Raw genomic sequence first — 22,658 nt, 5'->3', positions numbered from 1 at the left:
TGACACGGTAGCCGATTTCTTGGATCGTTCCAAATCCTTCTTGACTCCGGAGCGGCGGGCGCGCATCCATTTTGTGGATCGATCCAAATTTCTCTCTCTGCGACTTGACCGAACCCGAGACAAGGAGCCGACGATGACGATTTCTGATTCACCGACGACGATGGATGCCGAGCCGGTTCTGGACCTGGCGCACCTGGCGCATATCGAACTGCTGACACCGGACCTCGAGGGGTCCGTCGCATTCTTTACCGAGCTGATGGGCCTGCACATTACCGAACGGAGCGGGCAATCGGCCTATCTGGCGTGCTACGAGGAGCGCTACCACCATAGCCTCAAGCTCACGCGGTCCGATCGACCCGGGCTTGGTCATGCCGCCTGGCGGACACGGTCGGCGGCGGCGCTGGCGCGGCGCGTGGCGGCGATCGAGGCCAGCGGCCGCGGACGGGGCTGGATCGAGGGCGAGCCCGGACACGGGCCGGCCTATCAGTTCGACCTGCCCAATGGCCAGCGCTGGGAGATCTTCTGGGAGGTGGACTATGCGAGCGCGCCCGATGGCCAGGCCTCCGGGCTCCTCAACCGGCCGTTCCGGCGCCCGCGCACCGGCATCCCGGTCCGCCGGCTCGACCATTTCAACCTGACGGCCAAGGACGTTGAGGGCACCCGCGACTTCCTGGCGGCAACGCTCGGCTTTGCCGAGCGCGAGGCGGTGGTCGTGGATGGGAACGGGCCGACGGTGGCGAGTTGGCTGAGCGTCACCAATCTCTCGCACGACATGGCGCTGGTCCCTGAACCTGGTCCTGCGGCGGGGCGGCTGCACCATGCATGTTTCTGCGCGGGGACGAACGAGGCGCTGTTCGACTTTGCCGACCTCTGCCGGGAGGAGGGCGTGCGGATCGAGCACGGCCCGGGCCGGCACGGCATAGGCAAGACCACGTTCCTCTATGTGTTCGAGCCGGGAGGCAACCGCATCGAGATGCTGGGCGATCCGGGCGCGTTGGTGTTCGATCCGAGCTGGGCGACCGTGCGGTGGCCGGCTTCGCAGTTGCCGGTGGCGGCGGTGTGGACGGGGACGGGACTGCCGGGAAGCTTCTGGGAGTATGCGACGCCGCCCGATGCGCCCTACCTGGCTGAAGCGGTGGGTGCCGCGTAGGGCGAGGGGACTGCGCGGCGGTTTCCGGACCCCAGCGTTTGCCGGGGAAGCGGGTCTTGTTGGTTGAGTTGACGATCCCTCAAAACAAGAACCCCGCACCATTCTGGAGCGGGGTCAGGTTTTGTGACGATGGAGCCAAGCGCTTATCAGGCGCTTTCGGAGTAGACTTCGTTCTCGTCGGGTTCACGCAGCACGTAGCCGCGGCCCCAGACGGTTTCGATGTAGTTCTTGCCGCCGGTCGCAACGGAAAGCTTCTTGCGCAGCTTGCAGATGAACACGTCGATGATCTTGAGTTCCGGCTCGTCCATACCGCCGTAGAGGTGGTTAAGGAACATCTCCTTGGTCAGGGTCGTACCCTTACGGAGTGGAGAGCAGTTCGAGCATCTGGTATTCCTTGCCCGGTCAGATGCACGCGCTGGGTTGACCACCTCGACGGTCTTGGTGTCGAGGTTGACGGTGAGTTCGCCAGTCTGGATGACCGACTGGGCGTGGCCCTTGGAGCGACGGACGATGGCATGGATGCGGGCCACCAGCTTCGTCCTTGTGGAAGGGCTTGGTCATGTAGTCGTCGGCACCGAAGCCGAGACCGCGAACCTTGTCCTCGATCCCCGCAAGACCCGAAAGGATCAGGATCGGCGTCTGCACCTTGGCGACGCGCAGGGTCCGCAGGACTTCGTACCCGCTCATATCGGGCAGGTTCAGGTCCAGAAGAATGATGTCGTAATCGTAAAGTTTGCCGAGATCGACGCCTTCCTCACCCAGATCGGTGGTGTAGACGTTGAAACTCTCGGACTTGAGCATCAGTTCGATGCTCTGTGCCGTAGCGCTGTCGTCCTCAATAAGGAGTACCCGCATGTTAATCCCCTTGCCGTCAGGTTCCTGCTGGAACTCGGGGCCCGACGTCCATGCGCGACCGGCCGCCCCAATCCAACCCTACTGGATATGACTCCACACTAAGCCCGATTAGTTAACAAAGTTTAATTCTGATCCGCAATACGCAATCTCTGGTAACCTCAATTTAGGCTAAGTCATTGAGTTGCAAGGGTTAATTGTCTCAACTTTTCTTAAGAAAATGGATTAAGAAGGCCCAATAAGAGACTCTTTGGACTCACTGAATTGCAGGTCTGGAAGGGGGAATTGTGGCGAAATGTGGCAACCCGACGCAGGGCGGGTGGAGTGACGCCAAACTCGCTGGTAACGCTTTTTGCTTAACGTTCGGTTACGGTCTGATCACGAAATGATTCGCACGGAGCGGGCCGCTTGAAGTCGCTCACCACCGCCATCGATGCCATCGACGAGGTCGAAGTGTTCGGCCGCGTCAAAACCGTGCAGGGCCTTTTGATCGAGATCGTGGGCCCGGTGCGCGAGTTGCGCGTGGGCGGGCGCGTATCCATCGAGACGCAGGCGGGCGAGTTCCTGCCGGCCGAGATCATCGGCTTTCGCGAGGGCCATGCGCTGTGCCTGCCGTTCGGGCCGCTCTCGGGGGTGCGGCTGGGCTGCAAGGCAATCTTCCAGTCGAGCGACGGGGCGGTCTATCCCTCTTCGGCCTGGCTGGGGCGCGTGGTCAACGCGGTGGGCGAGCCCATAGACGGGAAGGGACCGATCGCGACGGGCGCTGTGCCCTATCCGCTGCGGCAGAACCCGCTGGCGGCCCATGACCGCGTGCGCGTGGGCGCGCCGATCGACCTGGGCGTTCGGGTGCTCAATACCTTCACCACTATCTGCGATGGCCAGCGCATGGGCATTTTCGCCGGATCGGGCGTGGGCAAGTCGGTGCTCATGTCGATGCTGGCGCGCAATACGGACGTGGACGTGGCGGTGATCGGGCTCATCGGCGAGCGCGGGCGCGAGGTGCACGAGTTCATCAGCGAATACCTGGGCGAAGAAGGGCTGCGGCGTGCCGTGGTGGTGGTGGCAACCTCCGACGAAGCGGCGCTGATGCGCCGGCAGGCGGCCTATCTCACGCTCTCGCTCTCCGAATTCTTCCGCGACCAGGGCCGGCGGGTGCTCTGCATGATGGATAGCCTGACGCGCTTTGCCATGGCGCAGCGCGAGATCGGGCTGGCGATCGGGGAACCCCCCACGGCCAAGGGTTATCCACCGACGGTATTCACGGAATTGCCGCGCCTGTTGGAAAGAGCGGGACCCGGTACGCCTTCTACCGGTTCTATTACCGGACTATTTACCGTTTTGGTTGAAGGTGATGATCACAATGAGCCCATAGCGGATGCCGTGCGCGGCATTCTCGACGGGCACATCGTGATGGAACGCGGCATTGCCGAACGGGGACGTTACCCGGCCGTCAATGTCCTGAGGTCCATCTCGCGAACCATGCCGGGCTGCGTTCCAGCGAACCTGCGGCCAACGCTCAGCAAGGCGCGCGAACTGATGTCGGTCTACGCCGATATGGAGGAACTGATCCGGCTGGGGGCATACCGGAAAGGATCAGATCCCAAGGTAGACCGCGCTATTGCCATCAACCCGGCGCTGGAGGCGTTCCTGAGCCAGCTACGGGAAGAGCGGACATCGATCGCCGACGGCTACAACATGCTGGCTGCGATCGTGGACATGGCGGAAGCGCAGCAGGCCGGCTAGGGCGAGCGGGGGCAGTTATCCCTTTAGGCTCTGAAGGACTTGATGGGGTAAGGAGTACAAGTCGTGAAGTCGCGCAGCGAGAGCCTCATACGGCTCAAGAAATTCCAGGTGGACGAGAAGCGCCGGCAGGTCACTCAGATCGAGATGATGGTTGCCGATTTCGAACGCATGGCGTCCGACCTCGATCAGCAGATCGAGATCGAACACACCAAGACGGGCATTTCCGACATTGCCCATTTCGCCTATTCGACCTTCGCCAAGGCTGCGCTGCAACGGCGCGACAACCTGCTGGCCTCGGCCAACGACATGCGCGAGAAGCTCGAAAGCGCGCAGGACGCGCTGGCCGAAGCGCTCGAGGACCTCAAGAAGGTGGAACTGCTCGACCAGCGCGAACACCAGCGCGAAGTGGCCGAGCAGAACAAGATCGAGCAGGCCGAATTCGACGAGATCGCCCGGCTGCGGTTCCGCAATAACGGGCGCTGAGCGCATCGCGCAACGAGATCAGAGGGCTCCGCCAGGCGGAGCCCTCTTTCGTTTTGCGATCCGTCAGGGATGGACGACGAGGCGCTGGGCGGCGCGGTCGGCCGCGTAGGTGGACTTGTCGAAAGCCGGCTGGTCCTCGAGCTCCTGCTTGGAGGCGCTGAGGAAGAGATAGCGGTTGTCGTTGGCATCGACCGAGAACGAGAGGTTCTCGAAGCCAACCGCGACCGGCTTCTTGCCCAGGCCCAGGAAGCCACCGACATCGACGACCACGGCATCGACCTTGCCATCGGGGCTGAGGACAAAGTCGCCGATGGTGCCGATGAGTTCGTCATCGGGGCCATAGACGGCGATGCCCTTGAGGTCCTCGGCCGTGAGCGCGGCGGCATCGATCGGCTGGAGGGCGGCGCTATCGACATGGCCGGGCTCGGGCATGTCGGTGGTGGCGTCCGGGCTGATATTGGAGGCGTCGTTGGGGTTGGGCGCGAAGTTCTCCGCTTCCGCCTGCTGCTCGGCGAGATCGGCGCGGGCGTTGCTCAGGTCCTGGTTCCAGGTGAAGTCGGGCGCGGCGGCGAGGGCATCCTTGGTGACGTTGAGCACGATGCGGTCGGTGCCGTCGGGCGCCTTGCTCCACTGGAGTTGGGAGTAATCCACGGTGACGCTCTTCTCCCCGATCCCCAGGTAGCCGCCAACGCCCAGGACGACGGCGGCGATATGACCATCGGCGGCGACGACAAGGTCATCGATCGAGCCGATAAGATCGGCGGTGTCGGAGGGGCCGGAAAAGACGCTCATGCCGATGACGAGCGAGGCGAGGTTGTCGCTCGAGAGCGGGTGGTAGCCTTCCGAAAGAACGGTGGGGCGGTGCAACTGGGTCTCGGTCATGCCGGCATTGGGCGCGACGGGAGCGTCGAGGGCCGAGGGCTTGGTGGCATCCTGCGCGAAGGCGGGAGACGCGGCGGCGAGGAGCACCAGGACGGGCAGGGTCTTGGGTAACAGATTGGGGAACATTGCAAACCTCCTCGTCGGCAAACGCGGCGAGGGGCGGGGATGTTCCGCCACATGCAAGTGAAAAGGCCGGCCCGCTCTTTGCGGGTCCGGCCCTTGCCGCCTCCCTGGCGGATCAGGCGCGCGCGGTGCGCAGCCCTCCTGATGTGAAACACGATAGCGCAGGGAACGCGGCGCGGCAGCAGCAAAGCCGGGCTGGGGTTAAGCAGTTGCTAATTGGTTAACGGAAAGGGCCGTATCCTACCGAAGCGAACGGGCGCCGAGGCTGAGAGCGGGGGCCACGGTTTCCGGGGGAACGCGGCGAGTTATGACCAACTTGCAGCGCGCCGGAGCCGCGTTTGAGTTGACCTCACCCCTCAATGCTGTTCAATCCGAACCAAGGCGGTGGCAACAACCGCTTTGGAGACAGGAACGGGAGGACTGGAGAGTTGCTTGGGCTCGCCTGGCTCGTGAGAGCCATCAGCGGCGTCAACCGTGTCGTGGGGGAAACCCTGTGCTGGCTGGCGCTGGCTTGTGTGCTGGTTTGTTTCACCGTGGTGGTGCAGCGCTATTTCTTCCACACCTCGGTGCTGTGGATGCAGGACCTCTATGTGTGGATGAGCGGCGCCATGTTCACGGGCGTTGCCGGCTATGCCCTGCTGCGCGACGACCATGTGCGCGTCGACATTTTCTACAGGCCCGCCCCCGTGCGCCGCAAGGCGATGGCGGACCTGTTCGGCGTGGTGTTCTTCCTCTTCCCGTTCATTTTCGTGGTGGTGCACTATAGCTGGACGGCGGTGGCGCGCTCCTGGGGCTATTACGAGGGGTCGGCCAATATCGGGGGCATGCCGGGGCTCTTCATCCTCAAGAGTTTCATCATCGTGTTCGCCGTGCTGGTGGGACTCCAGGGCCTGGCCATGGCGGCACGCTCGATCCTCGTGCTGGCGGACCGACAGGACCTGCTGCCGCCCGCCCTGCGCTACGGCGCCAACGAGCCGGAAGAGGCGCCCTGATGGATCCCGTCATGCTTGGAGAAATCCTCTCCGCCCTCATGTTCCTGGGCGTCATCGGCGTCCTGATGCTCGGCTTCCCGGTGGCATTCTCGCTGGCGGGCACCGCCCTCATCTTCGGCCTCGTCGGCTGGCTGCTCGGGGTCTACGACCCCTCCAACTACGCATCGCTCGTCGGGCGCTATGTGGGCCTGATGACCAACGAAGTGCTGGTGGCCGTGCCGCTCTTCGTGTTCATGGGCGTGATGCTGGAGCGAAGCGGCATCGCCGAACAATTGCTGCTCACCATGGGCAAGCTTTTCGGCAACCTGCGTGGCGGGCTCGGGCTCTCGGTGATCGTGGTCGGGGCGCTGCTGGCAGCCTCGACGGGCGTGGTCGGGGCGACCGTGGTCACCATGGGGCTCATCTCGCTTCCGGCCATGCTGCGCGCCGGGTACGACCCCAAGCTCGCGACCGGCGTCATCTGCGCCTCGGGCACGCTCGGGCAAATCATCCCACCCTCGACGGTGCTCATCTTCATGGGCGACATGCTCTCGGGCATCAACGCCCAGGTGCAGATGGCCAAGGGCAATTTCGCGCCGGCGCCAGTGTCGGTGGGGGCGCTCTTCGCCGGCGCCATCATTCCGGGCCTGCTGCTGGTGGCGCTCTATTCGGGCTTCGTGATCTTCAAGGCGATCACCGATCCCAAATCCTGCCCGGCAACGCCGGTGCCGGAGGCCGAGCGCGGCTCGCTGGCGCGCGAAGTGGTGGTGGCGCTGCTGCCGCCGCTCCTGCTCATCGTGGCGGTGCTGGGTTCGATCCTGGGCGGGGTGGCGACCCCGACGGAGGCGGCCTCTGTGGGTTCGGTCGGCGCGATGCTGCTGGCCGCGTTCCGACGCAAGCTCGATTTCGGCATCCTGCGCCAGGTGGTGATCTCGACCGCCACCATCACCTCGATGGTGTTCATCATCCTTTTCGGGGCGGCGGTGTTCTCGATCGTCTTCCGCATGATGGGCGGCGACAACCTGGTGCACGAGTTCCTCTCGGCCATGCCGGGCGGGGCGATCGGGGCGATGATCGTGGTGATGTTCGTGATGTTCCTGCTCGGGTTCATCCTCGACACTTTCGAGATCATCTTCATCGTGATCCCGATCACCGCGCCGGTGCTGCTGGCGCTCGATGTCGACCCGATCTGGCTGGGCGTCATGGTGGGCGTGAACCTGCAGACGAGCTTCCTGACGCCGCCCTTCGGCTTTGCGCTCTTCTACCTGCGCGGGGTGGCGCCGCCGCGGGTGAGCACGGGCATGATCTACAAGGGCGTGCTGCCCTTCGTGATCCTGCAGATCATCGCGGTGGCCTGCCTGTTCCTGATGCCGCAGCTGATCACCTGGCTGCCGAGCGTGCTCTACCACTAGGCGGCATCAACAGCCCAAAAGAGAAAAGCCCGGGCGGGAGCTCGGGCTTTTCGATGTGTGGGTTCCGTTGGTGTCAGGTGTACTTGATGTACTTCTGACGGGCGGCGAGGAACGGCATGTCGGTGCCTTCGGTGCGCTCGCGCAGCAGGTTGAAGGCGGACACGAAGCTCTCGGCCACTTCCTTGGTCTGGGCATCGCCGCCTTCGCGGATCTCGGCGATCAGCTCCATGGAGGCCTTGGCGCCGGCCTCGAGGATTTCCTCGGGGAACTGGCGGACCTGGACGCCGTGATCGGTGACCAGGGCGCGCAGGGCGCGCGGGTCGTTGGCGTACATGTCGGAGGCCACGTCGTCATAGGCGGCCTGGGCGCAGCTGCGGACGATCTCCTGGAGGTCCTCGGGCAGTTCCTGGTACTTGGACTTGGAGACCGCGATTTCGGTGGCCAGGCCCGGCTCGACGAAGCTGGGGAAGTAGTAGTTCTTGCAGATCTGGTAGAAGCCGAGCGCCAGGTCGTTATAGGGACCGACGAACTCGGCGGCATCGAGCGTGCCCGACTGGAGCGCGGCGAAGATGTCGCCGGCGGCCATGTTGGTCACCGAGGCGCCGAGCTTGCCCCAAACCTGGCCGCCCAGGCCCGGAGTGCGGAAGCGCAGACCCTGCAGGTCGGCGACGCCAGTCAGCTCGTTGCGGAACCAGCCACCGGCCTGGGTGCCGGTATCGCCCGAGAGGAAACCCTGCAGGCCGAACTGGTCGTAAATCTTGTCCCACAGCTCCTGGCCGCCCAGATAGCGGACCCAGGCGGTGAGCTCGCGGCTGGTCATGCCGTAGGGAACGCCCGTGAAGAACGAGAGGCCCTGGCTCTTGTTCTGCCAGTAATAGGGGGTGCCGTGGCTCATTTCGGCCGAGCCGTCGATCACGGCATCGAGGGCCTGCAGGCCCGGGACCATTTCGCCGGCGGCGAAGACCTGGACCGTCAGGCGACCGCCCGATGCCTTGGTGATGCGATCGGCCAGGTTCTGGGCGCCCACGCCCAGGCCCGGAAAGTTCTTGGGCCAGGTGGTGACCATGCGCCAGGTGATGTTGCCCTGAGCGATGGCCGGAGCGGCCAGGGTCGATGCAGCGGCGGCACCGATCGTAGCTGCCGACGCCGATTTGAAGAATTCGCGTCTCTTCATCAATTTCCTCCCAAAGGCGCGCGCCCCGTGCGCACGCCGCCGACGCCCGGGCTTTGCGCCGGTAGCATCAGTTGCCGCTAACAAAGCAACGTCGCGTAGCCCTGTCCAGCTTGTTGTTGGATACATTGGGCAATTACCGGCATAGGCCGCGGGCCGGAGGGCTCAGTAGGTCTTCATCTCAAGGTGCGGGATGCCGGCATCGAGGAATTCTTCCCCGAAGGCGACGAAGCCGAGCTTCTCGTAGAGGCCGAGAGCGGCGATCTGGGCGGTGAGATAGAATCGCTCCTGTCCACGGGCGCGGGAGAGTTCCATGGCCGCGCCCATGAGGGTGCGGGCTATGCCGCGGCCGCGATGCAGGCGATGGACGGCGACGCGGCCGATCTTGGCATGCTCGGGCAGGAAGACGATGCGCAGCGTGCCCACGACCTCGCCCTCCAAGACGGCGACGAGATGGGTGGCGGTGAGGTCATAGGCATCGTGCTCTTCCTCGGGCGGCACGTGCTGCTCGAGCACGAAGACCTCGCGGCGCAGCGCGAAAGCGGCATTGCAGAGGGTCGAAAAGGCCGGGACTTCGAGGATGGCGAGCGAATCGGGTCGGATGGCGGGCAATTGCCTCGTCTCCCAGGGATGCGGGGCGGGGAGCGAATCTCCCCGCCGCGATGGCTAGACGCTGCCGATGGTCTTGAGGCGGACGCGCGGATGGACTTCGTTCTGGCTCATGACCACCGTCTGCGGGCGGAAGCGCTCGATGATGGCACGAACGTGCGTACGGATCGAGGGCGAGGTGATGAGCACTGGCAGCTCGCCCATCTGGGCGGCGTTCTCGAAGGCCTGCTGGACCGAGAGAATGAACTGCTGGAGGCGCGAGGGGGCCATGGCCAGGTGCCGGTGGTCGCCTTCGCCGACCATGGCCTCGGCGAAGTCGCGCTCCCATTGCGGGGAGAGGGTGAGGAGCGGCAGGTTGCCGTCCGGACCGAGGTTGGCGGCACAGAGCTGGCGCGACAGGCGCGAGCGCACGTGCTCGGCCATGGTCTGGGTCGAGCGACCCGAGCCGGCGATCTCGGCGATACCCTCCAGGATCGTGGGCAGGTCGCGGATGGAGATGCGCTCGTTGAGGAGCGCCTGGAGTACGCGCTGGATGCCCGAGACCGAGATCTGGGAGGGCACGATGTCTTCCACCAGCTTCTGTTGTTCCTTGGAGAGGCCGTTGAGCATGGTCTGGACGTTCGAGTAGCTCAGCAGGTCCGCCACGTTGGACTTGAGCACTTCGGTCAGGTGGGTGGAGATGACGGTGGACGGATCGATGATCGAGTAGCCGTGCAACTCGGCCTCGTCGCGCAGGGCCGGGTCGATCCAGGTGGCGGGAAGGCCGAAGGTGGGCTCGACGGTGTGGTAGCCGGGCAGGGTGATTTCCTTGCCCATCGGGGTCCATCACCATGAGCTGGTTGGCGTAGATGTTGCCGTGGCCGGCCTCGACTTCCTTGATCTTGACCTTGTAGTCGTTCGGCTCGAGCTGCATGTTGTCCAGGATACGCACCGGCGGCATGATGAAGCCGAGTTCGCTGGCGAGCTGGCGGCGCAGGGCCTTGATCTGCTCGGTGAGGCGGTCGGTGCCCGTTCTCGTCTTCCTTGACCAGCTGTAGAAGGCCGTAGCCGAGCTCGAGCTTGAGCTCGTCGATCTTGAGGCTGTCGGTGATCGGGGCTTCCTCGAGCTGCTCGGGCGAGGAGACGCCGGCTTTGGCCATGGCCTGCTCGACCTGGGCCTCGACCTTGGCGGCGGCCTTCTTGCGGGCCGAGGTGAAGGCCAGGTAGCCCATGGCGCCCGAAACGGCGACGAAGGGGATGAAGGGCATGCCGGGCAGGAAGGCCATCACGGCCATGACGGCCGAGGACATGCCCAGGGCCTTGGGGTAGCCGGTGAACTGGCTGGCAAGGGCCTTGTCGGCCGAACCGGTGACACCCGACTTGGAAACGAGCATGCCGGCGGCGATGGAAACGACGAGGGCGGGGATCTGGCTGACGAGGCCGTCACCGACGGTGAGCAGGGTGTAGTTGTTGCCCGCTTCCTGGAAGGAGAGCCCCTCCTGCACCATGCCGATGACCATGCCGGCGCAGATGTTGATGAAGGTGATCAGCAGGCCGGCGATGGCGTCGCCGCGCACGAACTTGGACGCACCGTCCATGTTACCGAAGAAGGCGCTTTCCGATTCCAGCGTCTGGCGGCGCTTGCGGGCCTCGTTCTCGTCGATGAGGCCGGCCGAGAGATCGGCGTCGATGGCCATCTGCTTGCCGGGCATGGCGTCGAGGTTGAAGCGCGCCGCCACTTCGGCGATACGGCCCGAACCCTTGGTGATGACGACGAAGTTGACGATCACCAGGATGATGAAGACCACGACGCCGATGACGAAGTTGCCGCGCATCACGAACTGGCCGAAGGCCTCGATGACGTGGCCGGCCGCATCGGTGCCCTCGTGGCCGTTGGCCAGGATGAGGCGGGTCGTGGCCAGGTTGAGCGCCAGCCGGATCATGGTGGCGATGAGCAGGACCGTCGGGAAGGACGAGAACTCGAGCGGCGTCTGGATGAAGAGCGCCGTCATCAGGATCAGGATGGCGAAGACGATCGAGATGGCCAGCAAGCCGTCGAGCAGGAGCGGCGGCATGGGCAGGATGAGGACCACGATGATCGACATGATCCCGAGCGCCAGGATGATGTCGCCGGAGCGGAGCGTCCGGTTGATCTCGGCGAGGGTGGGGAGCTTGAAGCCTCCCAGTTTCGGGCCGGTGCTCGGAATATCGCTCATTGATGGTCCTTAGATGGGCCGGAGGTCTCGTGGCGGGGGCTCGCCCCGCTCCCGGCCTCCCCCGCAAGGGGGGAGGAGAATGTCTGGCGCGGCCAGGGCCCCAGCGGCATCCTTCCCCTTGCGGGGAGGGACAGAGCGGGGATGGACAGCGTGCCGGATGCTTGCATCAGCTAGGCCGCGCTCGAGCGCTGTTCGCCGGGGCCGGGGACGGAAATGCCCTCGTCGGCGTACTGGTTGAGCTTGTTGCGCAGGGTGCGGATCGAGATGCCCAGGATGTTGGCAGCGTGGGTGCGGTTGCCCAGCACGTGGTCGAGCGTATCCAGGATCAGGTCGCGTTCCACATCGGCCACGGTGCGGCCGACAAGGACGCGCGAGAGGGTCTCGGCGGTCTGGGCGGCCTGGCTGGCCAGGCTATGGGCGCGGACGGCGTCCGAAAGACCCGTGCCGTCGGGCATGGCGATGGCATCCGGCCCGATGGCGTCGCCCGAGGCGAGCAGCACGGCGCGGTGGAGGGTGTTTTCCAGCTCGCGGACGTTGCCGGGCCAGGGCGCGCGCAGTAGTTCCTCGCGCGCCTCGCTGGTGAGCGCGCGCGGCGGCAGGCCGTTGGCGCTGGTGTACTTGGCCACGAAGTGCTCGGAGAGCGCGGCGATGTCGCCGGGGCGCTCGCGCAGCGGGGGCAGCTTGAGGTTGACCACGTTGAGGCGGAACAGCAGGTCCTCGCGGAACGAGCCTTCGCGCACCGCTTCGGCAAGGTTGCGGTTGGAGGTGGCCAGGATGCGGATATCGACCGGGACCGGCTTGGTGCCGCCGACGCGATCGATCAGGCGCTCCTGAATGGCGCGGAGAAGCTTGGCCTGCAGGCGAATGTCCATCTCGGAGATTTCGTCGAGCAGGAGGGTGCCGCCATTGGCTTCCTCGAACTTGCCGATGCGCCGGGCGACGGCGCCGGTGAAGGCGCCCTTCTCATGGCCGAAGAGTTCGGACTCGAGCAGCGCCTCGGGAATGGCGGCGCAGTTGACCGAGATGAACGGCTTCTGGACGCGCTTGGAGCGGGAGTGAATGTACTTGGCCATCACTTCCTTGCCGGTGCCGCTCTCCCCGGTGATGAGGACGCTGGCATCGGAGGGCGCGATCTGGTCGGCAAGCTTGACGACGCGGCCCATGGACGGATCGCGGAAGAGGAATTCGGAGGAGTCGCGCGCCACCGCGGCGATGACGGCGGCGATCAGCTCGGCGTCGGGCGGCAGCGGGATATATTCCTTGGCCCCGGCGCGGATGGCGTTGACCGCGGCAGCGGCATTGGTCTCGGTGCCGCAGGCGACGACGGGTACCGCGATGCGCTCGGCCTCGAGGCCGGCGATGAGGGTCGGGATGTCGACCATGACGTCGACGAGCAGCAGGTCGGCGCCGCGACCGGCGCGCAGGGTGGCCAAGGCGATTTCGACCGATGGGGCGTGGGCGACCTTGGCCCCGCCTTCCATGGCGAGCTTGGTGGCCTGGCTGAGCTGGCCCTCGAGCGCTCCGACAATCAGGAGTCTCATTGTAGTCTCCTTAAGCTGCCTTGATGATTTCAGTCATGGTCACGCCCAGGCGGTTTTCCACGAGGACGATTTCCCCGCGGGCGACCAGCCGGTCGTTGACGTAGATTTCGATGGCTTCGCCGACCTGGCGGTCGAGCTCGATGATCGAGCCGGTGTCGAGGCGCAGGAGGTTGGCGACGGGCATGCGGGTGCGGCCCAGCACGACCGAAACGCGCACCGGCACATCGAAGACGGCTTCGAGGTCGGCAGCGGTCTTCTCGCCGGTCAGCGGCATGCCGTCGGCGGCGCCCGGGGCGTCCATCTCTTCGAGGTCGAGGCCGTTTTCGGTGGGATCGCTCATGATCAATTCTCCTCTCGGCGCGCGGCGCCGCGGGCGGCCACGTATGCCGCTATGCGTTTGTCGATTTCACTGGAGATGGCGGACATGTCGCGGACCAGGCCGCCGTCCACCCATTCGATGCGGCAGTCGCCCATGGCGACTTCGGGATCGCCCATCACCACGAGCCGTCCGGCAAAGCTGGACGTGGCCATGCGGGCAGTGGCGATCTCCTTGACGGCGTCGGCCAGGGCCGGATCGCACCGGATGACCAGGTGCGGGGCGTTGTCGATGGTCGAAAGGCACTCGGCGATGAGCGCCTCGATCTCGGCCAGCGGGTAGCGGGCGATGAGCGAGGCGGCCAGCTTGCGGCCCACCGAGGCGGCAAGGCCGACGGCATCGCGTAGCGTCTCGGCGCGGGCGTCATCGAGGGCGGCGGCCATTTCGACGCCCCGCGCGGCGATGTTCTCGGCGGCGGTGGCAAGGGCGCGGGCGGCGAGGACCGAGGCGCTGTTCTCGCCATCGGAATAACCCTGGGCGTAGCCTTCCTGGCGGGCATCGGCAGTGGCTTCGGAGAACTGGGTCTCCGAAAAGGTCTGCTTGGGCTCGCTGGCGCTGCGGCCGAGGTCCAGATCGAAGGTGAAGCGGCGAAGCGGGTTGGCCATGGCTACATCACCATCTGCTCATCGCCCTTGGACTTGGCGATGACGATTTCGCCGCGGGCGGCCAGGTCCTTGGCGATGCCGACCAGGCGGCTCTGGGCGTCGTCGACGTCCTTGAGGCGAACCGGGCCCATGTCGGCCATGTCATCGCGCAACAGCTTGGCCGAGCGCTGGGACATGTTGGCGGTGAAGAAGTCCTTGATGGCATCGCTGGCACCCTTGAGGGCCACGGCCAGTTCCTTCTTGTCGACCCGCTGGAGAATGGTCTGGATCGCCGAGTTCTCGAGCTTGGTCAGGTCCTCGAAGGTGAACATGAGGGCCTTGATGCGCTCGGACGCCTCGCGATCGCGATCCTCGAGGGTGGTGAGGAAGCGCGCTTCGGTCTGGCGGTCGAAGGAGTTGAAGATCTCGGCCATCTGCTCATGGCTGTCGCGCCGCTTGGTGGTCGAGAGCGTGGACATGAACTCGGTGCGCAGGGTCTGCTCGATCTTCTCGATGATGTCCTTCTGCACGGGGTCGAGGCCGAGCATGCGCTGGACGACGTCGATGGCCAGTTCCTCGGGGAGGATGGCCAGCACCTTGGCGGCGTGTTCGGCGGCGATCTTGGAGAGCACCACGGCGATGGTCTGCGGGTACTCGTTCTTGAGGTAGTTGGCCAGGACGTCTTCCTGGACGTTGGACAGCTTCTCCCACATGTTGCGGCCGGCGGGACCGCGGATTTCCTCCATGATCGCATCGACGCGGTCGGCGGGGAGGAAGGAGGAGAGCAGGCGCTGGGTGGTCTCGGCGTTACCGGCCAGGGCGCCCGAGGAAGAGATGTTGGTGACGAACTCGATCAGGAGTTCGTCCAGCATTTCCTGGGTGATGGGACCCAACTGGGCCATGGCGCGCGACAGGGTGCGGATCTCGACGTCGTCGAGCTCGTCCCAGATGGGCTTGCCGTAGTCCGGGCCGAGCGCCAGCAGCAGCACGGCGGCCTTCTCGTCGCCGCCCAGCGCGCGCTGGGTGGCGTTGGCGCCGACGATGAGCTGGGGACCCCGCGGGGCATTGTTGGTGGTGAGCTGGGGAGAAGTGGCCATCTGGATTACGCCGCAGCGCTATTGCTGTTTGAGGAGAGCCAGTCGCGCACGATGAGCGCGGCCTGCTTGGGGTTCTCGTCGACGAGCTGGCCGACCGACTTGAGCGTTTCGAGCTGGGCTTCGCCCATGGCCTTGGCGCCGTTGACCCAGGGGGCCGCCGTCGGCGGAACGGGTTCCTCGGGCAGTTCGGGGATCGCCGGCAGGCCGGGCTCGATCTCGGCGCTCTGCGGCAGGGCGAGCGGCGCCTTCTCCTCGGGGGCGAGGACGCGCTTGACCAGGGGACGCATCACGAAGAAGACCAGAGCCAGGGAGATGATGAGCGTCACGCCCATCTGCGCCCAGTTGATCAGGTCGTCCCGCGTGAAATCAAAGAGGCCGGGACCGTCGCTGCCGGGGCCCTGTGCGTCGGGGCGCTCGGCGAACTGCATGTTGACCACTTCGACCTGGTCGCCGCGGGCTTCGTCGAACCCGATGGCCGAGCGCACCAGGGCCTTGATCTGATCGATCTCGGCGGCGTCGCGCGGGGCGTAGACCGAGTTGCCGCTGGCATCGGTGGTGTAGCGACCGTCGACCACGACGGCGACGGAGAGCTTCTTGATGCCGCCGGCCTCGGTGACCGCCGTCTCGGTGGTCTTGGAGATTTCGTAGTTGGTGGTTTCCTCGGTGTTCTGCTGCTGGTCCGAGCTGTTGTTGCCGGCGCCGCCATTGGCGGTGGAGCCGGGCAGCTCGTTGGCAACCGAAACACCGGCATCGGTCTGGCCGTTGCTGGAATTGGAAGCGTTGTCGCGCGTTTGGGTGGAGCGCACGACCTGCCCATCGGGGTCGAAACGTTCGGAGGTCTTGGTCGAGCGATCGAGGTTGAGCTCGGCGCTGACCTGAACGCGCGAGCGCCCGGCACCCAGAACGTTGGCCAGCATGTCCTCGACGCGGGTGCGGTAGCGCTCTTCGAGGCTGACGACGCGATCCTGCGCTTCGGCGGTGAGCATACCGTCCACGCCGTCGGTGGCGCCCGAGGCGAGCAGGCGGCCGGAATCGTCGATGATCGAGACCTTGTTGGGGTTGAGCCCCTCGATGGCCGAACCGACCAGGTGCTGAATGGCGCGGATTTCGCCGTTCGAGAGCTCGCCGCGCACCGACACCACGATCGAAGCGGTGGGGTCCTTGCGTTCGCGGCGGAAGAGCTCGCGCTCGGGCAGGACCAGATGCACGCGGGCGCTCTTGATGCGGGCCAGCGAGGAAATGGTGCGTGCCAGCTCGCCTTCGAGAGCCCGCACGTTGTTGATGTTCTGCACGAAACTGGTGGCGCCCAGCGTGTTCTGCTGGTCGAAGATCTCGTAGCCGACCTGGCCGCGGGCCGGCAGGCCGTTGCCGGCCAGGTTCATGCGCACCGTCGTGATCTGGTCACGCGGTATCATGATGGTATCGCCATCGCCGCGCAGCTCGAAGGGCGTGCCCATCGATTGCAGTTCGCGCACGATCGCCGACGAGTCGTCGAGCGACAGACCTGAATAAAGTGGCGCTAACTGGGGACTTGAAGCCCTCATGACCAGGAATGCAAAGAATCCCAGCATGAGCACCGCAACCACGCCCATCGCCGCTACCCGGGCAAGCCCCAGGCGATTTAGAAACTGACTTAAAGTATCCACAACCGAGCCCCTAAATCGGACCGCCGTTGCCTCCTTGGCGGCCCGATAGGCAAAAATTACCGAGCCGATGGTAAATTTTGTATTAACCGGCCGTTGCGGAATGCGACACGCGGCAAAAATTGCCGGGTGGCCGCACAGGGCGAGATCGTTGGAATTGCTAGGATTTCCGGCGCATGGCGTGCTTTTGCGCGGCGGCAGGGCATGGGAAAGAAGGCGTTAACAGAGGCGTTAACGGGCACACATGTCGCACCCCTGGAACCGGTCATAGCCGGCGATATGGGGAACAAACGGGCGCCAGGAGCGGGGCGCGATCCGAATCATGGGACGGGCTACCCGGGCGTGGCGGGATCGACCCGTCCCGGCAGCGCGGAAGTCATGGTGCGAACCGGTGGCGGCAGGCGAGGATCAATCGCCCTCCGGCGACTGGTTCTTTTGGATCACAGTGCGGACCTCGTGTGGAATGATAACGATATCCGCATATCCCACTATATGAATACTGGTCCAACCGGGCCGAAATTGGTCTGGTCGTTAAGGGTTTCTTCACATGAAAATATGAGTATTTACACATATTTACTATGCGTGAGAAGCGCCATGACTGTGTCCACGAATCCGCAGGAACGGCCCGTGAACGTCAGCGACATCCGGTATGTCGGCGTGCTCAGTGGCTGTTACACACTCTCCAACAAGCGCGACCCGCTGACGGGGGCGCTCAAGGTCTATGCGTGCCGAACGCAGAGCATCTCGCCGGACCGGTTGGTTCTCGACGGCGCGCTGTTCGGCGAAGCCGGCGACCGCATGGCGGTCAAGCTCGAAGAGCTGGGGCTCCTGCGCGGGGAAGTGGAGAAGAAGCTCTCCACCGGCCTGGCGGTGACGCTGCATCTGGACGAGGACGAGCGCGCCAAGGTGGGCGCCAAGCTGGCCTGGATCAAGAAGCGGCGCTTCAAGCACATCATCGACAAGCGCGCCCATCCGCGCTGGTTCCCGCGCAATCCGCGCACCAGCATCATGTTCGCCGATGGCGAGAAGCTGGACGCCTTCATCATCGACCTGTCGCGTTCGGGGGTAGCGGTGTCGGCCGAGGTCAAGCCGCCGCCGGGTACGCCGCTGGCAGTCGGGGGCGTGCTGGGGCGGGTGGTTCGCCATATCGAGGGCGGCTTCGCCGTCGGCTTCCCGGCGCTTCACGACGAGAAGGTGGTCGAGGACGAACTGACGACGCTCCTCCTGGGTGGGGACGAGGTCCGGCTGGCCAATCTCAAGACCTACAGCGCAATCCTCTCGGTCGTGCCCTAAGCGCGCAGCGCCGACCGACCGAGCGAGCGGACAACACAAAGCCCGTCCCGGCAAGCCGGAACGGGCTTTAGCTTTTCGCGATCGAGCCAGGCTCAACCTTCGCGGTAGTGCTGAATCCAAGTCGTACGCAAGCCGGCAAGCCCGTGCTTGTCGATGGCTGCCTGCCAGTTGAGGAACTCGTCCACGCTCAACGTGTAGCGTGCACAGGCCTCCTCAAGGCTCAGCAGCCCACCGCGCACGGCGGCGACAACCTCGGCCTTACGGCGTATCACCCAGCGACGGGTGTTTGTTGGCGGCAAATCGGCAATCGTCAATGGACTGCCATCAGGGCCGATAACGTACTTAACGCGAGAACGCATTTGTACGGTCATTTTACTCTCTACTGAACCTGACCATATAAGTTCAGAAGGTAGCCCGTTGCGCTTAAAATTTGACTAAGGGGAAACTTACAACCAGTTAAGATATTGAGGGATTTGAAGAACTGGATGGCAAAGCTTTGGTGGGCGCCGGTCCTGCCGGCACCCACGCTAGGGTCTGGCCTCAGGCGCGGATCGAGGTCACGCTGCCCAGGCTGAAGCGGGCCTTGCCGACCAGGAGGTAGGGCTGGGCGCCCGAGAGGTCGACGCCATCGACCTTGCCGGCCATCTGCGAGGTGACGCCAACCGTGCCGCCGGCGGCATTGGTCGCCGAGATCGCGATGGAATAGACGCCATCCGGGCGCACCTGGCCATCGTCGCCCTTGCCGTCCCAGACGAAGCTGTTCTCGCCGGCCTCGAGCGAGGTCTCGGTGGAGTAGACGACGTTGCCGCTGCTGTCCTTGACCTGGATCTTGGCGCTGGCGGCCCGGGAATCGGCGTCCAGAACCCAGCTCGCCTTGCCGTCGCGCAATTCGGAGGCGACAGTTTCGGCCGTGACCTGCTTGCCGATCAGGCTCATGGCCTGAGTGCCCGTGGTCGTGGCGTTCACGTTGAGCAGGGCTTCAAGGTAGGAATTGGTCTTGAGCTGCTGCTCGACACCCGAGAACTGCACGAGCTGGGCGGTGAACTGGTTGGTATCGAGCGGATCGAGCGGGTTCTGGTTCTTGAGCTGGGTCGTCAGGATCTGCAGGAACGTGTCGAAATTGCCCGCAATGGTCGCGCCGGAGCCGGTGAGCGAGGTGGTGTTGGTCGAGGTGTTGTTGGCAACGCCGCTGACGGACATGAGGAAGTCTCCTAGACGAAGAGGTTGAGGCCGCTCGCAGAGGCGGTGCCGCGGTACTGGGTGACGGTGGCGGTCTCGGCCGCATCGTCATTGGCAGCGGTGCCGGGGCCCGATGCAAACGGGGAGCCGCCGCCATCACCCTGCTGGTCGCGATGGGACGAGGGATTCTGGCGCAGCGAGAATTCGAGATTGGTCTTGCTGCCTTCGAGGCCCGCCTGGGCGAGCGCCTTTTCCAGGCTGCGCTGGTCGCGCTGGAGCAGATCGAGGGTTTCGGACTTCTCCACGGTCAGGCGCGTGGTGACGTTGCCGGACTTGTCGACATCCATGCGCACGTCGATCCGGCCGAGCTCAGGCGGATCGAGGCGGACGTGGAACTTGGAATTGCCCGCCTGGACGTGCCGGACGATATCGAAGGCGAGCTGGGGCACGTTCACCTGGGTCGGGGCGGCCTGGTAGGCGGCTTGCACGGCGCGGACGCCGCCCACGACTTCGAGCTTGGCCACGGCCGAGGTGCCGGGGAGCTGCGCCGGCTGCGGATCGGCATCGGCGTCCACCTTGGCGGCGGCGTGCGTTTCGGCCTTGGGCTTGTCATCCACCTTCTTGACGGCGACGTCGGCGCCCGGATCGGGGGATTTTTCGGTTTTGCGATGCGCTTCGGTGGCGCTGGGAGCGGGTGCCTGCTCGGGGGCCTTGGCGGGAGCGATTTCGGCCGGCTTGGCACTGGCCTCGGCGGTCTTTGTGATGGTGCTCGTCTCGGGAACCTTGAGCGCGGGCGTCGCCAGTTCGGGCGCGGGCAGCGGTTCGGGCTCCAGCGCGAAGCCGAGCTTGGCGAGGGTCTCGCTTGAGAGGCCGTTCGACTGGAGCTTCTGGGTCAGGGCGTCGAGCTTGCCGGCGAGCTCGGACGTGTCCCCGAGAAGCTTGGAGAGGTCGCCGGCCTTCTGCGTCAGCTGGCCGAGCAGGGAGGTCGGATCGATGGCCTTGCTGCCGCCTTCGGTGGGCAGGGACGAGGGATCGATGTTCGAAATGTCGATGCCCAGGTAGTTGGCGAAGGCCGAGAGGGCGCCGTTGACGTTATCGACCAGCGCGGGATCGACGGGCTGGTCGCCCTGGAGGGCCGCGTCGAGTTTGGTCAGGGCGTCCAGCAGGTCATCGAGCAGGGTCTTGCCGGGGTCCTTGGCGGCATTCTTGTCGTCTTCGGTCGCGGCAGTCGTGTCGACGGCTGCGGTGCTGTCGCCGGAAGCGGCCGCGGTCTGGGCGGGGTCGGCTGCGGGAGCCTTGGTGTCCTGGGCCGGCTGGTTGTTCAGCAGGTCGGCAAAATCGTTGCGGGACTTGGTCTTGGGTTCGGCCGGGGTCGCGGCCGGCTTGGGCGCGACCGGGGGAACGGGGCTGATCGTCGGGATGGCTGACACGGACCTATGCCTTTGAAACGAAACTCTCCCGATGCAGATGCAAGGGCTTTGCCAACTTGAGTCTGTCAGATTTTCATTCGTGAATTCAAAGCGTTAGTAAGTCTCGCTTGGTCGGGTGGCGGGGCGAGAAGCTGCTGGTCGGCAAAAGCTGCCGGGTCGTGCGTTGCCGGGCGGGCGGAAAACCAGTAGAAGGCGGCGATCCGCTGGCCCTTGAACCCAACCGGATGAGAGAAGAGATGTTGAACTCGCTTGATATTGCCAAGCGCCCTGAGGACACGCGCGTCGTCGTGGCCATGTCCGGGGGCGTGGACAGTTCGGTTGTGGCCGGACTGCTTGCCCGCCAGGGCTATGACGTGGTGGGCGTTACCCTGCAGCTTTACGACCATGGCGAAGCCACGCACCGGAAGGGTGCGTGCTGCGCGGGCCAGGACATTCACGACGCGCGGCGCGTGGCGGCGATGCTGGGCATTCCGCATTACGTGCTGGACTATGAAGAGCGCTTCAAGAATGCGGTGATGGAGCCGTTCGCCAATGCCTATCGGCAGGGCGAGACGCCGGTGCCCTGCATTGCGTGCAACCAGTCGGTCAAGTTCGTGGACCTGCTGGCCGTGGCCCAGGACCTGGGGGCGGACGTGCTGGCGACCGGCCATTACGTGCAGAGCGTGTTGGGCGAGGACGGGCAGCGCCATCTCAAGCGCCCGGTCGATGCGGACCGTGACCAGACCTATTTCCTCTTCGCCACCACGCGCGAGCAGCTCGATTTCCTGCGTTTCCCGCTGGGCGGCATGACCAAGCCCGAGGTGCGGGCGCTGGCGCGCGAATTCGGGCTCGAGATCGCCGACAAGCACGACAGCCAGGACATCTGCTTCGTGCCCCAGGGCAAGTACACCGACATCATCCGCAAGATGCACCCCGAAGCCCTGGCGGGCGGGGAGATCGTGCACATGGACGGGCGCGTGCTCGGCCGGCACGAGGGCATCATCAACTACACGATCGGGCAGCGTAAGGGGCTCGGCGTGGCGGCGGCCGAGCCGCTCTACGTGGTCAAGCTTGACCACAAGAGTGGCCGGGTGATCGTGGGGCCGCGCGAGGCGCTCAAGACGCATACCGTCAAGCTGCGGGACGTCAACTGGCTGGGCGCCGGAGCCATCGAGGCCGCCGCAGCAGGCAACGGGCTGCCGGTGCAGGCCAAGGTGCGCTCGACGCGGGCGCCGCAGGAGGGTGTGCTGTTCGTCTCGGAGGGCGAGGTGTTCGTTACCCTCCTTACCGGCGAATACGGCATCTCGCCGGGGCAGGCCTGCGTATTCTACGCGGATGAAGGCGCCACGACCGAAGTGCTCGGTGGCGGGTTCATCGCCGAAGCGGTGCCGCAGGCGCTGGTCGCATAGCACTGAGGCCAAACCGATATTTACGCTAACGCGCGATTTGCATCGCGGCGTGCCGGACATCATTGCTCAAAACCGGCTTTTATGGGAATATCCCACATTGTCATCGCGCGGCGAGCGCCATTGGCGCTTCCCCCGCAAGTCATGACCTATCGGCGTGTGACGCGCTGATGTTCTGCCGGCGGGGGCGAGCCCCCAAAATCTCATAACTCCCGCCGGTAGAAACGTTTCCCCGAGAGCTGACCGGACCTGCGCTAGTTGGATGTGGCGGCGGGCGCCGGCGTGTCGGTGGCGGCGTTTTCGGCACGCGTGGCGAAGGTGTTGTAGATGGTCATGCCGGCGAGCACGAGCGCCAGCACCACCATGGCGGCGATGATGATCCGCTGCCGAGTCTTGTCGATTTCCGCCATTGCCTGCCGCCTTTCGTTGGATCGGTCCTAGACCGAAGAAAAATTCCTGTCCAGCACCCAAAGGAATGTTGCCAGCGCGGCGTCCTATCCGCGACAAGAGGCAGGTTCGGCGGAAAGAGCTGGAAGTGG

Annotated in this window: 19 protein-coding genes and 2 pseudogenes; 7 read left to right on the top strand and 14 right to left on the bottom strand. The window is 65.0% G+C overall.

Features of this window, described 5'->3' with window-relative positions; translation table 11 throughout:
* Positions 1 to 133: 133 nt before the first annotated feature.
* Positions 134 to 1,150 carry a VOC family protein gene (locus FNA67_RS17640; protein WP_210246396.1) on the top strand — a complete coding sequence of 339 codons (1,017 nt, stop codon included), beginning with the start codon at positions 134 to 136 and terminating at the stop codon, positions 1,148 to 1,150.
* Positions 1,151 to 1,296: 146 nt separating this feature from the next.
* Here FNA67_RS17640 and ctrA read toward each other — a convergent pair.
* Positions 1,297 to 2,005, bottom strand: a pseudogene (ctrA, locus tag FNA67_RS17635) (response regulator transcription factor CtrA).
* 405 nt (positions 2,006 to 2,410) lie between these two features.
* Between ctrA and fliI the strand changes: the two are divergent.
* Together fliI and fliJ are read left to right on the top strand one after the other, a co-directional pair.
* Positions 2,411 to 3,745, top strand: coding sequence for a flagellar protein export ATPase FliI (gene fliI, locus FNA67_RS17630; protein ID WP_049706367.1), 1,335 nt, complete (start codon positions 2,411 to 2,413; stop codon positions 3,743 to 3,745).
* Positions 3,746 to 3,808: 63 nt separating this feature from the next.
* A complete protein-coding gene (gene fliJ, locus FNA67_RS17625; protein ID WP_049706366.1) occupies positions 3,809 to 4,228 on the top strand; it encodes a flagellar export protein FliJ in 420 nt (139 codons plus the stop codon).
* Positions 4,229 to 4,291: 63 nt separating this feature from the next.
* On the opposite strand, the gene FNA67_RS17620 is transcribed toward fliJ, so the two are convergent.
* Positions 4,292 to 5,236 carry a PRC-barrel domain-containing protein gene (locus tag FNA67_RS17620; protein ID WP_147657306.1) on the bottom strand — a complete coding sequence of 315 codons (945 nt, stop codon included), beginning with the start codon at positions 5,234 to 5,236 and terminating at the stop codon, positions 4,292 to 4,294.
* A gap of 425 nt (positions 5,237 to 5,661) precedes the next feature.
* On the opposite strand from FNA67_RS17620, the gene FNA67_RS17615 reads away from it, so the two are divergent.
* Complete coding sequence (locus tag FNA67_RS17615) at positions 5,662 to 6,225, top strand: TRAP transporter small permease subunit (RefSeq protein ID WP_049706364.1); 564 nt, start codon at positions 5,662 to 5,664, stop codon at positions 6,223 to 6,225.
* The gene (locus FNA67_RS17610; RefSeq protein ID WP_049706363.1) at positions 6,225 to 7,616 is read left to right on the top strand and encodes a TRAP transporter large permease; all 1,392 of its coding nucleotides are present in this window, start codon (positions 6,225 to 6,227) and stop codon (positions 7,614 to 7,616) included. Before FNA67_RS17615 ends, FNA67_RS17610 begins: the two co-directional genes overlap by 1 nt.
* Before the next feature lie 73 nt (positions 7,617 to 7,689).
* Here FNA67_RS17610 and FNA67_RS17605 read toward each other — a convergent pair whose 3' ends face one another.
* From FNA67_RS17605 to fliF, 8 genes and pseudogenes are all read right to left on the bottom strand, one after another.
* Positions 7,690 to 8,790 (bottom strand): TRAP transporter substrate-binding protein, encoded by a 1,101-nt coding sequence (locus FNA67_RS17605; RefSeq protein WP_049706362.1) that lies wholly within the window; start codon positions 8,788 to 8,790, stop codon positions 7,690 to 7,692.
* A gap of 162 nt (positions 8,791 to 8,952) precedes the next feature.
* Positions 8,953 to 9,390 (bottom strand): GNAT family N-acetyltransferase, encoded by a 438-nt coding sequence (locus FNA67_RS17600; protein ID WP_049708116.1) that lies wholly within the window; start codon positions 9,388 to 9,390, stop codon positions 8,953 to 8,955.
* A 63-nt stretch (positions 9,391 to 9,453) separates the two neighbouring features.
* Positions 9,454 to 11,591, bottom strand: a pseudogene (flhA, locus tag FNA67_RS17595) (flagellar biosynthesis protein FlhA).
* Positions 11,592 to 11,761: 170 nt separating this feature from the next.
* The gene (gene flbD / locus FNA67_RS17590) at positions 11,762 to 13,132 is read right to left on the bottom strand and encodes a sigma-54-dependent transcriptional regulator FlbD (RefSeq protein WP_049706360.1); all 1,371 of its coding nucleotides are present in this window, start codon (positions 13,130 to 13,132) and stop codon (positions 11,762 to 11,764) included.
* A gap of 10 nt (positions 13,133 to 13,142) precedes the next feature.
* Positions 13,143 to 13,433: a flagellar motor switch protein FliN gene (gene fliN / locus FNA67_RS17585; RefSeq protein ID WP_244616711.1), complete on the bottom strand. Its 291-nt coding sequence runs from the start codon at positions 13,431 to 13,433 to the stop codon at positions 13,143 to 13,145.
* A gap of 41 nt (positions 13,434 to 13,474) precedes the next feature.
* A complete protein-coding gene (locus FNA67_RS17580) occupies positions 13,475 to 14,113 on the bottom strand; it encodes a FliH/SctL family protein (protein ID WP_049706358.1) in 639 nt (212 codons plus the stop codon).
* Positions 14,114 to 14,115: 2 nt separating this feature from the next.
* Entirely contained in the window at positions 14,116 to 15,189 is a 1,074-nt protein-coding gene (gene fliG / locus FNA67_RS17575) for a flagellar motor switch protein FliG (RefSeq protein ID WP_049706357.1), read from the bottom strand.
* 5 nt (positions 15,190 to 15,194) lie between these two features.
* Entirely contained in the window at positions 15,195 to 16,835 is a 1,641-nt protein-coding gene (gene fliF, locus FNA67_RS17570; RefSeq protein ID WP_049706356.1) for a flagellar basal-body MS-ring/collar protein FliF, read from the bottom strand.
* Positions 16,836 to 17,426: 591 nt separating this feature from the next.
* On the opposite strand from fliF, the gene FNA67_RS17565 reads away from it, so the two are divergent.
* On the top strand, positions 17,427 to 18,125 hold the full coding sequence (locus tag FNA67_RS17565) for a PilZ domain-containing protein (RefSeq protein WP_145976782.1): 699 nt from the start codon (positions 17,427 to 17,429) through the stop codon (positions 18,123 to 18,125).
* Between the two features lie 92 nt (positions 18,126 to 18,217).
* Here the strand turns inward: FNA67_RS17565 and sciP are convergent, their stop codons facing one another.
* The 3 genes from sciP to FNA67_RS17550 form a co-directional block, all read right to left on the bottom strand.
* Positions 18,218 to 18,496, bottom strand: coding sequence for a CtrA inhibitor SciP (gene sciP, locus FNA67_RS17560; RefSeq protein WP_049706354.1), 279 nt, complete (start codon positions 18,494 to 18,496; stop codon positions 18,218 to 18,220).
* 169 nt (positions 18,497 to 18,665) lie between these two features.
* Positions 18,666 to 19,325 carry a flagellar hook assembly protein FlgD gene (locus FNA67_RS17555; RefSeq protein ID WP_147657304.1) on the bottom strand — a complete coding sequence of 220 codons (660 nt, stop codon included), beginning with the start codon at positions 19,323 to 19,325 and terminating at the stop codon, positions 18,666 to 18,668.
* Positions 19,326 to 19,336: 11 nt separating this feature from the next.
* Complete coding sequence (locus FNA67_RS17550; RefSeq protein ID WP_147657302.1) at positions 19,337 to 20,734, bottom strand: flagellar hook-length control protein FliK; 1,398 nt, start codon at positions 20,732 to 20,734, stop codon at positions 19,337 to 19,339.
* 239 nt (positions 20,735 to 20,973) lie between these two features.
* Between FNA67_RS17550 and mnmA the strand changes: the two genes are divergently transcribed.
* A complete protein-coding gene (mnmA, locus tag FNA67_RS17545; protein WP_174851706.1) occupies positions 20,974 to 22,122 on the top strand; it encodes a tRNA 2-thiouridine(34) synthase MnmA in 1,149 nt (382 codons plus the stop codon).
* 251 nt (positions 22,123 to 22,373) lie between these two features.
* Here the strand turns inward: mnmA and FNA67_RS21990 are convergent, their stop codons facing one another.
* Positions 22,374 to 22,529 carry a hypothetical protein gene (locus FNA67_RS21990; RefSeq protein WP_170267350.1) on the bottom strand — a complete coding sequence of 52 codons (156 nt, stop codon included), beginning with the start codon at positions 22,527 to 22,529 and terminating at the stop codon, positions 22,374 to 22,376.
* Between the last annotated feature and the right edge of the window lie 129 nt (positions 22,530 to 22,658).

This window comes from Youhaiella tibetensis, from assembly GCF_008000755.1.
GTDB classification, from domain to species: domain Bacteria; phylum Pseudomonadota; class Alphaproteobacteria; order Rhizobiales; family Devosiaceae; genus Paradevosia; species Paradevosia tibetensis.
Note: the sequence above shows the minus strand (reverse complement) of the source record. Positions and strands in the feature narration are given on the sequence as shown.